Source organism: Saccharopolyspora sp. NPDC050389, from assembly GCF_040655595.1.
Taxonomy (GTDB): domain Bacteria; phylum Actinomycetota; class Actinomycetes; order Mycobacteriales; family Pseudonocardiaceae; genus Saccharopolyspora.
Window position 1 is genome coordinate 81,482 of the sequence record NZ_JBFAKG010000009.1, and the last position, 16,069, is coordinate 97,550.

The window sequence follows — 16,069 nt, forward strand, 5'->3', positions numbered from 1 at the left end:
CTCCCGGTCGGGTGTCATCGGGGCAGCGCGTCGAGTGCGGCCGTGAGGCGAACGCCGAGGTCGGAGACCGGCTCGCGGTCGGCCGCGGCGTGGGCTGCGAGCGCCGCGAGTTCGGCGCAGGTCGCGTCGGGTTGCGCGGCGAGCCAGGTCTGGTCGAAGTACGGCAGCTCCAGCTCTGCGCGGTGGAAGTCCAGGACCAGCCGGGTGTCCTCCGGCAGCTGGGGCGGCCAGTCGAGGATTCCCCGCCCCAGCGGGCACATCCGGCGTGCCAGGCCGCGCGGGGTCTGGCACAGCCAGGCGTCGTCGAGGTGGATCGCGCGGGTGTGCGGCGCGACGCGGCGGGCCGCGGCGACCGGATCTTCCAGCCGGATCAGCACGTTCACCGGGTCGAAGGCGACGCCCAGCACGTCCGGGCCGACGGCCTCCACGAGCCGGACGATTTCGAAGGTGGTGATCTCCTCGTGCGTCTTGATCAGCAGCCTGCTGCCCGCGTCGCGCAACACAGGCGCGAGGCGTGCCAGCAGATCACCGGTGGCGCGCAGCTGTTCCGGCCAGGGGATGGCGGGGTCGAAGCGGTCCGCCTCGGTGCCCACGATCACGGTCAGCTCGTGCACGCCGAGCGCGGCTGCCGAGGCCAGCGTCCGGTCGAATCCGCGCAGCAGATCGCCCGATCCCGCCGCGAGCAGCTCGGCGGCCCGCTCCAGGCGGTAGGCGTTGAGCATGCCCACCGCCAGTGACACGTTGACCTGCTGCTCGGCGGCGAATTCCGCGAACTCCGCCAGCTGCCGAGCCTCATGCCGCGCGGAAATCGCTGTCACCGAGGGGAAGTGGACACCGCCGAAGCCCAGTTCGCGGGCCTTGCCGACCGCCTCGGCCGGATCCGCCGGGGCGCCCGGCAGGTCGCGCGCGCAGATCTCCACGCGCCGCCGCGCGGCGATCATCACGCGGTCACCGGCAGGTCCGCGGCCTGGCACACCGATCGCAGGTGCTCGGCGCTGCGCTGGATGTAGGCCACGGTTTCGGCGTAGCCGTAAGGTTGTTCGGCGTAGGCCTGACGGGTGGGCAACTCGCCGCGGAGGATCCGCCGCTCGTAGCCGTGCACCATCTCCAGGTAGGCGGCCATCTCCTCGACCGTCAGGTCCGGGTGCCCGGCAAGGAATTCCGGGGAGTAGATCTCGATGAGGATGGGCTTGCGCGGCCGCGGCCGGTCGTCCAGCGACTCGTCGTTCTCGATCGTCAGGTGCACGGCCGGGTTGGCCGCGGCGAGGATCGGCAGCAGCGCGGCGAAGTCCACCACGCCGGAGCCGCACGGGCGCATCTGGTAGGCGAGCTCACCGGACTCGTGCGCGATCAGGGCGTCCTTGATGTGCGTCTGGCGGACGTACGGCGCGACCCGCCGCGCCGCCCACACCGGATGCTCCACGCGTTGCAGGACGTTCGCCGTGTCGAAGACGATTCCCGTGACGTCGGCGCCGACCGATTCCACCAGCCGCACCAGCTCGAAGGTGGTGATCTCCTCGTGCGTCTCCAGGTTCAGGTGGATGCCGAGATCCCGCGCGATCGGCGCGAGCCGGTGCAGGAACCGGTCGGTGGCGGCGAGCTGCTCGTCCCAGGTCACGTCCGTGCGGAAGCGGTCGTAGGCCCACCGGCCGCGATACGCCGGCTTGTAGTTGGCCGTCGCCACCCACAGCTCCCGGCAGCCGATCGCCGCGCAGGCCTCCATCATGCGCCGGAATCCCAGCAGCACGTCCCCGTCGCCGATCGCGCGCAGCTCCGGTGCTTCGGCGAGCGCGTAGGGGTTGACCTTGCCGAGCCCGGTCTCCAGGTACATGCCGAGTTCGTCGGCGCGCTGCCGGATCGCGGCGAGCTCGCCGGGGTCGAGGGTCGGGCTCATGTCCAGCACGGTCCGGAAGAACAGCCCGGCCATGCCGAGCTCGTGGCCGTGGTCGAGGCTGGCGACCGGCCCGCGCTTGGCGCTCTCGGGGATCTTTCGGCCGTCTACTCCGATTCGCATCCGGCGTCCTCTCATCGTGCGATCGTGGGATCGGGAATGGGCACCGCGTCCAGCAGTGCGCGGGCGTACTCGTGGCGCGGCTCGCCGAAAACCTGCTCGCGCGGCCCGGATTCGACGATCTCGCCGCGCGAGATGACCGCGATCCGGGTGCAGAGGTGGCCGACCACGGCGAGGTCGTGCGCGATGAACAGCACCGTCAGCCCCAGCTCCGCCTGCATGTCCGCGAGCAGGTTGATCACCTGCGCCTGCACCGAAACGTCCAGGGCGGACACCGGTTCGTCGCACACCAGCAGCCGCGGTCGCACCGCCAGCGCCCGCGCGATGGCGATGCGCTGCCGCTGCCCGCCGGAGAACGAGCCGGGGCGGCGGCCCATGTCCGCGGGATCCAGCCCGACCATCGACAGCAGCTGCACCACGCGGTCCCGGCGGCCGGCCCGGGACCGCTCCAGCCCGTGCACGAGCATGCCTTCGGAAACCAGCTGTTCGACGGTCATCCGCGGGTTGAGGCTGGCGTGCGGATCCTGGAACACCATCTGCACTTCCCGGCGAAACCTCTTGCGCTGCGCCCGGTCCGCGCGGATCACGTCGATGCCGTCGTAGCGGATCTCGCCGCTGTCCGGGCGTTCCAGCCGCAGCACGCACCTCAGCAAGGTGGACTTCCCGGACCCGGATTCGCCGACCAGTCCGACCGTTTCGCCCTCGCCCACGGCCAGGTCGACGGCGTCCAGGGCGCGCGTGCCGCGGAAGTCCTTGGTCACCGCGCGTACGTCGAGCAGGCTCATCGGCGGGCCTCCGCATCATCGCCGAGCAGGTGGCAGGCGGCGACACCTTGTTCCAAGGTGCGCTGCAGCGGGATCTCGGTGCTGCACCGGTCCACGCGCACCTCGCAGCGGGGGTGGAACGCGCAGCCAGCGGGGCGAGCCGAGGGCGTGGGCGGGACGCCCGGGATGGACGCCAGCCGCTGCGTCTCACGATCGATCCGCGGCACCGCTTTCAGCAGACCCGAGGTGTAGGGATGGGCGGGCTGCGCGTAGAGCGGTCGCACCGGTCGTTCCTCGACCTTGCGGCCCGCGTACATCACGACGACCCGCTCGGCGAAGCCCGCGACCAAACCCAGGTCGTGGGTGATGAGCAGGACCGCCAGGCCGCGGCGCCGGCACACGTCATCCAGCAGCGCCAGCACCTGCTGCTGCACCCGCACGTCCAGCGCGGTGGTCGGCTCGTCGGCGATCAGCAGCTCGGGCTCGCCGATCAAGGCCATCGCGAGCACCACGCGTTGGCGCATCCCGCCGGAGAACTCGTGCGGGTAGGCCCGCAGCCGCTCCGCGGCCCGATCGACGCCGAGCTCGTCGAGCAGGTCCCGGGCCCGGTTCAGCGCGGTCCGCCGCGGGACTCCCTTCAGCAGCAGCGGTTCGGCGATCTGCCGGCCGATCGTCTGCAGCGGGTTCAGCGCGCCCATCGGATCCTGGAACACCATGCCGACCCGGCCGCCCCGCACCCGGGTCAACTCGGCCTCCCCGCACGACAGCAGTTCGGTGCCGCCGAGGCGGATCGAACCGGACAACGCCACATCGGGATCCAGCCGGAGCACCGACCGGGCCATGACGGACTTGCCGGAACCGGACTCGCCGACCAGCGCCACCCGGTCACCGGCGGCTATACCGAGATCGAAGGAATCCACCAGCGTCACCGGCCCCGCGGGCCCGTCGACCTCGACCGTCAGCCCGCGGATGTCCAGCAGCGGGGTCGCGACCATCGCGGACCTCATTTCTTCCTCAGCGCGGGATTGCGGCGGACTTGCAGCAGATCGCCGAGCAGCCCGAAGGCCGCGGCGGTGACGGCGATGGCCAGGCCGGGGGCGAGAGCCACCCACCAGGCGGTGGCGATGTAGCCCTTCGCGCCCGAGATCATGGCGCCCCACTCGGCGCTGGGCGGCTGGGCGCCGACGCCGATGAACGACAGCCCGGCCAGCAGCAGGACGGTGAAACCGATGTCCCCGGCCCACTTGACCAGCAGCGCATCCAGCGAGTTCGGCAGGACGTGGCGCAGCATCAGCCGGGTCCGCGAAACCCCGAGCACGCGGGCCCCGGCGACGAACGGCATCGCCATCGTCTCGTGCATCACGCCGCGCAGCAGCCGCGCGGTCATCGGCCAGCCGGCCAGGATCATCGCGATGATCGCGCTCTTGAGGCTCGGCCCCATCGCGGCGGCGAAACCGAGGGCCACGACCATCCCGGGCAGTGCCAACGCGACGTCGGTGACCCGCATCAGCACCTCGTCCAGCCACCGGCCGCCGACGGTGGCCAGCACCGCCACCAGGCAACCGATCGCCGAATAGCACGCCACCACGAGCATCGCGGCCAGCAGCGTTTCGCGGGCCCCGGCCACCAGCCGCCAGAGCACGTCCCTGCCCTGGTCGTCGGTGCCGAACCAGTGCGCGGCGCTGGGCGGCTGCAGGGCTTCCAACACGTTCGAGCGGAACACCGACTCGGGCGCGAGCAGCGGCCCCAGCAGCGCCGTCGCCACGACCAGGCAGACCAGCGCGATCACGATCGCGTCGAGCGTGCTCCGCCTGGTCGACCGGATCAGCCGAGGGGTTTGAATGGGATGCGGCACGGTCCTCACCCGCCCATCCGGGTCGAGCGCAGCCGCGGATCCCGGGCGAGCTGCACTATGTCGGTCACGAGGTTGGCGAGCACGACCAGCACACCGATCGCCGTCACCGTGCCCAGCACCGCGAAGATGTCCCGCTGTTCCACGGCGTTCTGCAGGTAGGCGCCGACACCGGAGAGCCCGAAGATCGATTCGACCAGCACGGCCGAGCCGACCAGGATGCCGACCTCGATGCCGGTGAGCGTGAGCACCGGGCCCATCGCGTTCGGCACCGCGTGGCCGCGCACCAGCCGTCGCATCGGCACGCCCTTGGCTCTGGCGACGGTGATGTGTTCACGGGAGAGCACGGTCAGCAGTTCCGCGCGCAGCAACCGGAACAGCTGCGCGGCGACCGGGACGGCGAGCACCGAGGCGGGCAGCACGAAGTGCTGGAGCGCGTCGTAGAACGCGTAGAGGTCACCGGCGAGCAGTGCGTCGGGCATGGCCATGCCCGTGCGTGTCGGGACTTCGACGCCCGCGGAGAACCGGCCGGAGATCGGCAGCATCTCCAGCTTGGTGCCCAGCAGCCATTGCAGCAGCAGACCCAGCCAGAAGGTCGGCAGCCCGGCGGTGATGACGACCAGGATCCGGCTGACCGCGTCGGTGGCCGCCCCGTGCCGCAGCGCCGCGAACGTGGCGGCGGGCAAGGCCACCAGCAGCGCCAGCAGCAGCGCGAGCACCACCAGCTCGGCCGTCGCGGGCAGCACCGAGAGCACATCGGTGAGCACCGGATGCCGGGTCGCCGTGGACGTGCCGAGATCGCCGTGCACGAGCCGGCCCAGGTAGCGGAAGTACTGCACGATCGCCGGGGCGTCGAGACCGAGCTGCGCGCGGGTGCGCTCGACCTGCGCCGGCGTGGCGCCGTCACCGGCCGCCACCTGCGCCTCGTCGCCCGGGATCAGCTTGATCATCGCGAACACGAGCGTGACCAGCCCGAGCACCGTCAGCAGCGCGGTGCCCAGCCGGCGCACCAGGAACCAGATCGCCTGTCGTGATCGGCTCATCGGGCGCCTCCCGCGGACAGCCGCAGATCCGGCACCGACACCCCGGACCCGACCGTGGCCGGACGCACCCCGGACACCCGGTTCGCGAAGCCGATCGACTTGTCCAACGTGTACATGGGCAGGGCGATCGCCTGGCGGTCGATCAGCTCCTGCGCCCGCAGGTAGCTCGGGCAGGCCTGCTCGGCGGCGGGGCTGGCCAGGGCCTGCCGCAGCAGCGCGTCCAGCGCGGGATCGGCGTAGCCGGAGCGGTTCGTGCCGACCGACTCGGAGTGGTAGCCCCGGACCAGCAGCGCGCCCGGATCGGGGAACTGGGCGAACTCCTCCAGCAGCATCATCTGCGGGATCTTCGACCGGTCCGACAACCGGCTCAGGTAGTCGGCGAAGGCGATCGGTTCGAGGTTGAGCGTCACCCCGATCTCGGCCAGGTTCGACTGCAGCAGCGTCGCCTCCTGCTTCCACACCGTCGACGACGGCTGGAAGCTCATGGTCAGCGTCAGCTTGCCGATGCCCGCCTGGTCGAGGATCCGCCGCGCCTCAGCGAGGTCGCGATGCGCCGGTGGCAGGTTCGGGCGGCACGACATCGTGTTGGGCAACGGCCCGGCGGCGACGGTTCCCGCGCCGCCGCGGAAGGCCCGCAACGCGCCCTGGTAGTCGTAGGCCAGCTGAATCGCCTTGCGCACCGCGGGATTCGTGGTCGGCCCGTCGACCATGTTGAACACCACCACCGATTCCAGGTTGGTCGGGGAGGTGCGGACCGTGATCCCATCGATGCCGGTGAGGCTGGCCGCGTCGGTCGCGGTCAGGGTGGTGGCCACGTCCAGGTTGCCCGCGCGCAGCTCGTCGCGTTGCGTGGCGCTCTCGTTGATCAGCCGGAACGAGAGCTCCTCGGGGCGGGCCGGGTCGAACTCCCAGTAGCCGGGGTGGCGGTGGATGCCGAAGGTGTCGCCCTGCCGCGCCTCGGTGAGCCGGAACGGGCCGCTGCCCGCGTCGTTGGCGGACAGCCAGCTCTGCGCGTCGTCGGTTCCCTCGTTGCGCCGCACCAGTGCGGAGTTGAGGATGTAGATCTTGCTGAGCCCGCCCAGGATCAGCGAGTTCGGTTTGGAAAGCCGGATGGTCAGGTGCTTGTCGTCGCGGACCTCGGTGCCCGCGTACCCGGTCAGGTAGGTCGCCGCGCCGCGGCCCAGCCGCGCGGTCCGGTCCAATGTGTACGCGACGTCGGCCGCGGTCAGCGGGGTTCCGTCGTGGAACGCGACGCCGTCGCGCAACGTGATCTCGACCGAGGTGGCGTCGGGGGACAGCACGAAGCCCGACGCGAGCCGGCCGACCAGGCGCTGGTCGGCGTCGTAGGTGACCAACGTGTCGTAGAGGCCCTGCAGCACCACATTGGCCTGCTGGTATTCGACGTTGATCGGATCCAGCGAATTGATCTTGTTGTTGTAGGCGACGACGATGTTCCGCCCGTTGCCCGCCGTGGCGCCCGCCCGGCCCCCGGCCGTGCATGCACCGACCGTGGTGGCGGTCAGCGCCAGGGTCACCACCACAGCGGCGAGGCGTCGCGGCCTCGGTCTCGCTCCGCTTCCGGCCACCTGGGCTCCTTTCGCGAAGACTCCGCATGTACGCTCTACGTACATACGCTCGCATCGCGTACAAGCTAGCCCGTGCGTAGTTGCCGATGCAATGGGTCGACGAGGTGGTTACCGACCCGAAACGCGCCATCACCGCACATGCGTCAGAACTTCATTCGCGCGCCGGCCTGGTTTGCGGCTTCCGCACCATTTCCGTCTTCGAGGCTTCCCGAGCCACCACGCACCAACCCGCGACATGGCCCGCCGGCGAACTCCGACCGCCGCGCCGCACGAGCGCGTCTCATGTGGACGGACACCCACCAGACTCTCGATCGCCCAGCCCTCGGTCCCGTGGGTGTCCAGGAACTTGGACACCAGCTCGCCGCGGCCGTCCGTACCGTCGCAACAACGCAGTCCCACGGGGCTGTGCCGCCCGACTCGATGCGGAGTGGAGTGGAAATGACTGCGACTGCGATCGATCTCGCGCCGAGCTCGCGGCACCGGAAGGGGCCACCGGCCGCGCGGTTTCCCCGGCGATCGCCCAGCGGAACCCGTCGGCGGCGGACGGAGTCGGCATTCGCCCGCCATCGTTTCCCCCGCCCACCGGCAGGTAGCCGACCGGGACGCGCGGAAGAACCCGGAAGGCGCTGCCGCGCCGGTACTGGCGCTGATCGCGGTGGTTGCGTTCACGGCATCGGTGGACAACACGATCGTCGCCGCGGCTGCCGGATTGGTCGCCGCGGAACTGAACCTGGGCATTGAACAGGTGTCGTGGCTCGGGCTGGGATACGTGCTGCCGTTCGCCGTGCTGTTGTTGCCCGCCGGACCGCTGATCGACCGGCTCGGAGAACGCGCCGTCCTGCGCTGGGGCAGCGCCATCTTCGGCCCGGGCGCCTTGTTGAGCGGGTTCGCCTCGGCCGGAACCCCGCTGATCACCGGGCGCGTGGCCCAAGGCGTAGCCGCCGCTGCGATCGTGCCCGCCGCGCTCACTCTAGTGCGCACCGCACTGCCCCCGGCACGCCGACCGGCGGGAGCAGCGGTGTGGCTCGTAGCGCTGGCCGGCGCGCTGGCAGCCGGGCCGGTGCTGGGTGGAGTGCTGAGCGAGTACCTGCACTGGCGGTGGGTGTTCTGGTCGGCGGTGCCGCTCGTGCTGGCCGTCGTGCTGCTCACCGCGGCGCTTCCGGCCAGGCTGGGGGAGACGGCGCCGCCGCTCGGCAGATCCGCGCGGACACTGCTCAGAACGCGAGCGCTGCGCGGTGGCCTGCTCGTACAACTCCTGTGGGGCATCGGGGTCACCGGGGTCGCGTTCTTCACACCTGTTGTGCACCAGCAGTTGCTGCGGGCAGGCCCCAGCGCCGCCGCGCTGCCACTGCTGACCGTGGCACTCGCGCTGGTCGTCGCCACCCCACTGGTGAGCAGGGCAGTGGTGGCGGTTGGCCCGGGCCCGGCGGTGACGTTCGGGCTGGTGCTGGTGACCGGCGGATTGGCGGTGCTGGCGGTGGCGGGCGACGTTCCCGCGCTCCTGCCCCGGGTGTCCGCGCTGGCCGTGATCGGGTTCGGGTCGGCGTTCACCGCACCTCTGACCACGTACGCGCTGGAGGTCGTGCCGGAGCGTCTCACCGGAACCGCCTCCGGAATGCTATCCGCCTCGCGCGAGCTTTCCGGCGCGCTGGGAGTCGCCCTCGTCGGCACGCTCATGGCGGCCGGTCCGATGGTGGCCGGATACACCAGAGCGCTGGTGGTGGCCGCCGTGGTGACGACCGGGGCCGCACTGCTGGCCGCGCGCGTTCTGCCGGGAAAGGCCCGCACCCGATGCGCAAAAGTGTCCACTGAGGACTAGCGCACTCCCGGATTCTTCTTTCACATTCCCGAATCGGGCTGTCACGACCGCGACCGAGCAGCGGTGATCGGGCACTCGATGGGCGAGATCGCCGCTGCTGTCGTGGCAGGTGCGCTGGACGTCGATCAGGGCCTGCTGGTGATGCGCGAGCGCGCCCGGCTGCTGGCCGGAATCGACACCGCCGACACCAGCGCGATGGCAGTGGTGGAGATGTCGGTGGAGGAACTGGCCGACCTCGCCCCACGATTCCCCGGCGTGGAAGTCGCCGTGCACGGATCACCCACGCAATGCACGGTCACCGACCCGCCCGGACCGGTCGCCGACCTCGTGGCGTTCGCGTCCAGTAGCGGTCGGTTCACCCGCCTGCTCCCATTGGGCGCGGCCGGCCACTCGGCCGCGGTGGACCCGGGGCTCGCCGAATTCCGCGCCGCGATCAGCACGCTGGCACCCGCACCGCCCTCGGTGCGGGTGTTTTCCAGCGTGCTGGACGAACCGTTCACCGAGCCCAAATTCGGCCCGGACTACTGGGCGGACAACCTGCGCCGCCCAGTCCGCTTCACCCAAGCGGTGACCGCCGCCCTGCCCCGGGGACACCGCGTATTCCTGGAGATCGCACCGCACCCGGTGGCAGTCGCCGCCATCGAGCAGACCGCGCACGCCGCCGGGGCAGACGTGCTCGCGCTGGCCAGCATGCGCCGCCAAGCCGAGGCCGAAGGCTGCCTGCCTGCGCTGGCCGCGCTGCACGCCGCCGGGCATCCCACCGCGCTCCGCGAGCGGTATCCGCAAGCGCCGGTCGTGGACCTGCCTGGCCCACGCTGGCAGCACACCCAGCACTGGGTGACCGCCTCCGCACCCCGCGACGACCGAAGGCACCCGCTGCTGGGCGACCACGTCGAGGTGCCCGACGACGGCCGTCACCTGTGGCAGGCCGAGGTGTCCACCGAAACCCTGCCGTGGTTGACCGACCACGCCCTGGAGGGCACCCCGATCTTTCCCGCGACCGACTACCTCGAACTGGCGCTGGCTGCCGGGGGAGGCCGCAAAGCCGTGCGGAACCTGAGTCTGGACGCGCTGTCGGACCTCTCCGCTCCGGCCACGCTCACCACCAGCCTCACCGGCGACCGGGTGGCCGTGCTGGCGCGCGAAGGCGACGCGTGGGTCGAACACGCCAGCGCCACCCTGATCCCTGACGGCGCACCCGCGCCCGCGCCATTGGGCCGGATCGCAGGGCCGGAAATCGACGTGCACGCGCGGTTCACCGCCGCCGGGCACGCCTACGGACCGGCGTTCCGGGGAGTGAGCACGGCCCACGCCGCCGAAGGTTCAGCGTCGGCCGCACTCACACTGCCCGAACAGGCCCGTCCGCACCCGGCCTACGTGCTGCATCCAGCACTGGCGGACGCGTGCCTGCACGTCCTGGCCGCAGCCAGCACCGACACCGCACCCGGCCGGTACGTGGACTCCGTGATCGGATCCGTGCGCGTGCTGGGCGATCCCGCGCGCGGCACGCGATGCGCCGCCACGGTCACGGAGTCCACATCGGACACCGTGACCGCGAACGTGCAGCTGCTCGCCGACGACGACACCGTGCTGGTGGAGTTCGCAGGTGTGCGCGCCACTCGACTGCGAGCCAGGCCCACCGTCCTGGAGCCGCGTTGGGTGCCCGCCCCGCTACCGGAGGTCGTCGCGCGCGATCCGCGCACATGGGTGCTGGTGTCCGACGAGGACGAACCCGACCTGACCGCCGCCTTAACCGCGGCAGGGGACACCGTGCGCACCGACCCCGCCGGCCCAGCGAACGGGGTGGTGTTGCTAACCGGTCCCGCAGACCGCTACGCGGATCCGGATCGCGCCCAACGCCTACTGCTGCGCGTCATCAGCCTGGCGTCCGAGCTGGCTGAACAGGCATCGCCACCTCGGTTGTGGTTGGTCAGCAGAGGTGCGCACGCCGTGGAGGAAGGGGAGTCCGGGGAACCGGGACTGGCGTGCCTGCGCGCCCTGGTGCGAGTGCTGGCCTTCGAACACCCCGAGCTGCACGCCACCCAGGTCGACCTGGATCCCGAGGCCTCGGGCACCGAGTTGGCCACCGAGGTCCGCGCCGACCAGCCCGACGACGAGGTCGCCTGGCGCGGCGGGCAACGGCGTACCGCCCGGCTGGCCCGCGTGACAGTGACAGACGGCGCGGTGCCGGTCCGCGCGGGCGCCTACCTGATCACCGGTGGCCTGGGCGAACTGGGCCTACTGGTCGCGAGCTGGCTGGCCGGGCACGGCGCGACCCGCCTCGTGCTCTCCGGCCGCACCGAACCCACCGAGTCCGCCTCCCGTGTGCTCGACGGCCTGCGCGCCCGAGGCGTCGAGGTGGACGTGCTGCTGGGCGACCTGGCCGAGCCCGGCGTGGCCGACCAACTCGTCGAGCACGCCCAGCACGGCGGCATGCCGCTGCGCGGAGTGGTCCACGGCGCCGGCGTGCTCGCCGACCGCACGGTCGCCGAGATGGGCGCGAACGAGCTGGCTCGCGCGTGGCGGCCCAAGGTGCTCGGCGGATGGCAGCTGCACCAAGCCACGGCCGGATTACCGCTGGACTGGTGGCTTGCGCAATCGTCGTTGGCCGGACTGGTCGGCTCGCCCGGCCAAGCCGCGTACGCCACCGCCAACGCCTGGCTGGACGCACTGGTGGCCCGACGGCGAGCCGCGGGACTGCCCGCCACCACGATCAACTGGGCCGCATGGACCCGCGCCGAAGGCCCCGAGAACAGGGTCAACGCCGCACTGGCATCGGTAGAACCCGCCACCGCACTGGACGCGCTGGGCGCAGTACTGGCCGACGGACGGGCATGGGCCGGAGTTGCCCAAGGCACCTCGGCCACGCCACCGAGCTCTTCCCAGCTCTGGCCACCCGGCCCGCCCCGGCCAAAGGCTGGGCCGGACTGGCCGCCCTGCGCACGCTGCCCGCCGCCGACGCGCTCGCCGCCGTCCAGGACCAGCTTCTCGCCCGCATCGCCGAACTGCTGGGCACCCCACCCGACCACGTGGACGCACACGCACCGCTCACCGGGCTCGGCCTGGACTCGCTGATGGCCATGCGGCTGCGCACGACCGTGCAACGCGACTTCGGTGCCCAACCGTCCGCCGCGCTACTGCTGCGCGGGGCCAGCACGGCCGAAGCGGCCGCCGCACTAGCCGTTGACCTGGGCATCGACGCCACTCCATCGGAGCCCTCCGCCGTGATCGGGCCACGCGACGCGACCGAACGATGGCTCGCACTGGTCTGGAAGGACGTGCTGGACGTCAGAGAAGTGGGGGTGCACCAGGAGTTCGCCGAGCTGGGCGGCAAGCCCGAGCACGCCGATCAGGTGCGCGCGGCCGTGGCCGAGCGGCTGGGCGAGGTGCCCACCGACCTGTTCGCCACTCCGACGATCGCGGCCATGGCCGACCTGGTGCGCGTGACGTTCGAGGACTCCCCGGAAGGCACTGTGCGCACGCTTCGCGCCGGCGACGGGCAACCGCTGCACCTGTTCCACCCGGCGGGTGGGCCCACCAGCGTGTACCAGCCGCTGGTTGCCGAGCTGCCTGGTGGCCGCCCGTGCCTGGGCTACGAACGCGTCGACCACCTCGACACCGTGGAGGCCAAGGCGGAGCACTACGCCGAACTGGTCCGCGAACACCAGCCGGTGGGGCCGTACGCGCTGGGCGGCTGGTCGTTCGGTGGATACCTGGCCTACGAGGTCGCGCAGGTGCTCACCGCCCGCGGCGAGCAGGTGGAGCTCGTGTTCCTCATAGACACCATCCTCCCGTTATCCACATCGGACACACCGGACGGCGCCGAGGCGCTGCTCCACCGGTTCGGCCGGTTCGCCGAGCACATCGAACGGACCTACGGCGCAACGCTGGACCTGCCGCTGTCCGAACTGGCCGCGGTGGGCGAGGACGAGCAGATCCGGATCGTGCTGGACCGGGTGCGCGCAGCCGTGCCCGGGATCGGCGACGCCGTGCTGCACCACCAATACACGTCCTATGTGGACGCACGATTGGCCGAGCGGTACCAGCCGCGTTAGTGGGCGGGCCCGGTGCTGCTGCTGCGCGCCGAACTGCCGTACCCGCTGACCGCCTCGCTGGACCCGCGCTACCGGCGCACCGACGACGCGCTGGGCTGGGACGAACTGTGCACGGATCTGCGTGCGGTCCGCATGCCCGGCGACCACGTCTCCATGATCGACCCACCGCACGTCACGACGCTCGCCGCACGGCTGGCAGCTGCGTTGCACCTCGTCCGCGCCGAACGTGGCGGGCCGGACCATGCCCCGCAGATCTGGAGACACCCTCGATGAAGCACGCGCTTCGCAGGAGATCCCGGAGTGTCGCGCTGGCCGTGGTCGGCGCGATGCTGTCGATCTCGCTCACGTTGGCTCCAGCGTCGGCCACTGCAACCCGCACCGCCGACGACGGTGCCCGCGTGATCAGCGAGACCCAGGTGGACGACCGCACGATCGACCTGGTGATCGACTCACCCGCGCTGGGCACCACCGCGTCGGTGCGGCTGTTGCTGCCCGCGAACTACACCAGTCAGCCCACCCGGCTGTTCCCGCAGCTCTGGCTGCTGCACGGCTGCTGCTCCGACCAGGACAACCCGCCCAGCCCGGACTACCTGGGCTGGGCGGCGAACACCGACGTCGCGCAGTTCACCGCGGACAAGGACGTCATGGTGATCATGCCGTCCGGGGGACAGGCCGGGTTCTACTCGGCCTGGCAGGCGGGCAAGCCGGACTGGGACACCTTCCACACCGTCGAGGTGCGCCAGATCGTCGAGCGCAACTACCGGGCCGGCCAGACCCGCGCGGTGGCCGGGCTGTCCATCGGCGGGTACGGCGCGATGGCCTACGCGTTCCGACACGAGGGCATGTTCAGGGCGGCCGCGTCCTACAGCGGTCTGCCCAACACGCTCGCGCCGGGCGTGGCCCAATGGATCCAGGGCATCCTGGTACGCGAGGGCTTCGGCCCCTTCGACCTGTGGGGCTCGGACCGCTGGAACCACGACGTGTGGAGCGCGAGCAACCCGTTCGACCATCTCGAAGACCTGCGTGGCACCGCGCTCTACGTCTCGGCAGGAAACGGCCGGCAAGGCCCGCTGGATCCGCTCACATCGGGAGATCCGATCGAGATGACCGCGTTGGTCTCCTCGCGCACGTTCACCGACATGCTTTGGCTGCACGGCATTCCGGTCACCGTGAACTACTACGGCAACGAAACCCATGGCTGGCAGTACTGGGAGCGCGAGCTGCACACGTCCTGGCCGTTCCTCGCCACCGGGCTCGGACTGTGACGGCGCTGGCAGCGATCATCTGACGACTCGTGCGCTGGATCGAGTTCGGGAACTGCCGTTGCGTTGCTGGTCGTAGGGCGCCCAGAACGACCAGCAGTGCGAAAACGGCGATCAGGGGAGGGGACCGTAGCCCGGCGGGTTGCAGGGGAGAGGAATATGCCCAGCAGACGGCAACGCAGACTTGGTGATTCCCAGAAGAAGTGGGAGTGCGCCACCCACGAACCTAGGTGCACGGAGTACCAACGCGCCGAGCAACGCAAAGGAGGCCCTTGGATCTGATCAGCTTTGCCTATTTGATGGATAATGTTGATTATCCATCAAATGGAGAAGTACCTCCGGGAGTGGGTCGGGTTCTCCTCGGGGGATTGAGGACCGCCCGCCCGTGTTGATCAACCACCTTCACGACGCATTCGAGTCCACGGTCCCACATCGGTGCACCATGCGTCTGCCGATGACCTGCGCCGTTCCGGCCAGGTCATTTCGCGCAGCAGGCTCGGCGGATCATGGTCAGCCCACCGTGTGCCATGTGGATCATGATGTGGCGGGTTGGCTTTGATCGATGCCGCAGATCAGCGTCCCGCTCCATCAACCTTCTTTCGTCACTGTGACGTTAATAGGTGGAGTGGCGGGACATGGAGAAGCAAGCCCGATAGGCAACCGAGAGGCTTCGTCATCGGCAAGCTGCCTCATCGGGCCAGCCCGCCAAGCTTGACGAGCCGCACGACGGCTTCGAGCGCCCCAAGCTGACCACCGTCGCATCGTCTGATCGACTCAGCGCGCCAAGTCGACCGCCGACTTGGCGCGCGACGCGGCTCCAAAGGCTGATGTCTGGCTTGGCGCCGAACGCGACATCAGCCAGCGGGCCGCCCAGCCGCCAGGCGTCGTATCGCCAGGCGCGCCGTCCGGCTCGTCGGCATGCACGTCGTCGAAGTCGGATTCGACAAGGCGCGAGAACTCGACAACAGGCCCTTCTGCCTGCCATCTCCGCAGGTCGATAAAACGCCGATAATGTACATTATGTTAAGTAACTCGTTCGGCGACGGACCCGAGCCACCCACCACCTGTCCTGTGCCAGCCAATCTGGTGTATTGCCAACGTAGTTGACGGAGGCTTGGCAATCCGCCGTCGCAGCACCCGAGACCGCGTTGCTGGCCGACCTCCATCAGTGAATGGTCGGCTCGCATATGCCCAGCCTGATCGCCTGTGCATATGTCAGCGGCAGCGAACTCAAGCACCTGCACTACTACGAGCTCCATCTCGACGACGAACACGAGGCCCGCCCACATCGAGGGCCTGGCCCGATTCATCAAGGAGCGTGAACTCTTCCACATCGACCTCCCGCAGGCCCTCGACGGCTCCCTGACGATCACCGAGGGAATGACAGACTGGTGGGCTCAACTGGCTTACCGTGCACGGGAGATGAACTGATGAACGCCACCCCCGATATCGTCGCTGCCGCCCGCACCGGCGGCTGCCACTGCGGGCGGATCCGGTTCACCGCGAAGGGCGAGCCGGACTACCCCCACACGTGCAGCTGCAAGGACTGCCAGAAGCGGGGCGGCTGCCCGATGATGACGTGGGTGGCCTTCCCCCCTCGACATCTTCGAGTGGACCGGCGAGGGCGGCGAGCCAACCTGGTACGACACCTTCCCGGGTGAGACCAAGCGCGGATTC

General features: G+C 70.4%; 12 protein-coding genes. 5 read left to right on the forward strand and 7 right to left on the reverse strand.

The annotated features are described in order from the left end of the window. Positions 1–14: 14 nt before the first annotated feature. From AB0I53_RS08325 to AB0I53_RS08355, 7 genes are read right to left on the reverse strand one after another with little or no spacing between them, the layout of a single operon-like run. Positions 15–941 (reverse strand): TIM barrel protein, encoded by a 927-nt coding sequence (locus AB0I53_RS08325; protein WP_358598674.1) that lies wholly within the window; start codon positions 939–941, stop codon positions 15–17. Next, positions 941–2,014: a sugar phosphate isomerase/epimerase family protein gene (locus AB0I53_RS08330; RefSeq protein WP_358598413.1), complete on the reverse strand. Its 1,074-nt coding sequence runs from the start codon at positions 2,012–2,014 to the stop codon at positions 941–943. The genes AB0I53_RS08325 and AB0I53_RS08330 overlap by 1 nt, the downstream gene beginning before the upstream one ends. A gap of 11 nt (positions 2,015–2,025) precedes the next feature. Then, on the reverse strand, positions 2,026–2,796 hold the full coding sequence (locus AB0I53_RS08335) for an ATP-binding cassette domain-containing protein (protein ID WP_358598415.1): 771 nt from the start codon (positions 2,794–2,796) through the stop codon (positions 2,026–2,028). Further along, positions 2,793–3,770: an ABC transporter ATP-binding protein gene (locus AB0I53_RS08340; protein WP_358598418.1), complete on the reverse strand. Its 978-nt coding sequence runs from the start codon at positions 3,768–3,770 to the stop codon at positions 2,793–2,795. Before AB0I53_RS08340 ends, AB0I53_RS08335 begins: the two co-directional genes overlap by 4 nt. Before the next feature lie 8 nt (positions 3,771–3,778). Continuing rightward, positions 3,779–4,630 carry an ABC transporter permease gene (locus AB0I53_RS08345; protein ID WP_358598421.1) on the reverse strand — a complete coding sequence of 284 codons (852 nt, stop codon included), beginning with the start codon at positions 4,628–4,630 and terminating at the stop codon, positions 3,779–3,781. 5 nt (positions 4,631–4,635) lie between these two features. Further along, positions 4,636–5,670, reverse strand: a complete 1,035-nt coding sequence (locus AB0I53_RS08350; protein ID WP_358598424.1) for an ABC transporter permease — start codon at positions 5,668–5,670, stop codon at positions 4,636–4,638. Next, positions 5,667–7,256, reverse strand: coding sequence for an ABC transporter substrate-binding protein (locus tag AB0I53_RS08355; RefSeq protein WP_358598427.1), 1,590 nt, complete (start codon positions 7,254–7,256; stop codon positions 5,667–5,669). The genes AB0I53_RS08350 and AB0I53_RS08355 overlap by 4 nt, the downstream gene beginning before the upstream one ends. 655 nt (positions 7,257–7,911) lie before the next feature. On the opposite strand from AB0I53_RS08355, the gene AB0I53_RS08360 reads away from it, so the two are divergent. The 5 genes from AB0I53_RS08360 to AB0I53_RS08380 all read left to right on the forward strand — a co-directional run bounded on the left by AB0I53_RS08360 (position 7,912) and on the right by AB0I53_RS08380 (position 14,395). Further along, positions 7,912–9,075: an MFS transporter gene (locus tag AB0I53_RS08360; protein ID WP_358598430.1), complete on the forward strand. Its 1,164-nt coding sequence runs from the start codon at positions 7,912–7,914 to the stop codon at positions 9,073–9,075. A 63-nt stretch (positions 9,076–9,138) separates the two neighbouring features. Then, positions 9,139–12,150, forward strand: a complete 3,012-nt coding sequence (locus tag AB0I53_RS08365; RefSeq protein ID WP_358598433.1) for an SDR family NAD(P)-dependent oxidoreductase — start codon at positions 9,139–9,141, stop codon at positions 12,148–12,150. Further along, entirely contained in the window at positions 12,105–13,130 is a 1,026-nt protein-coding gene (locus AB0I53_RS08370; protein WP_358598436.1) for a thioesterase domain-containing protein, read from the forward strand. Before AB0I53_RS08365 ends, AB0I53_RS08370 begins: the two co-directional genes overlap by 46 nt. Positions 13,131–13,142: 12 nt before the next feature. Beyond that, positions 13,143–13,403, forward strand: coding sequence for a hypothetical protein (locus AB0I53_RS08375; protein WP_358598439.1), 261 nt, complete (start codon positions 13,143–13,145; stop codon positions 13,401–13,403). Between the two features lie 53 nt (positions 13,404–13,456). Continuing rightward, positions 13,457–14,395, forward strand: a complete 939-nt coding sequence (locus AB0I53_RS08380; RefSeq protein WP_358598677.1) for an alpha/beta hydrolase family protein — start codon at positions 13,457–13,459, stop codon at positions 14,393–14,395. The last annotated feature ends 1,674 nt before the right edge of the window (positions 14,396–16,069 follow it).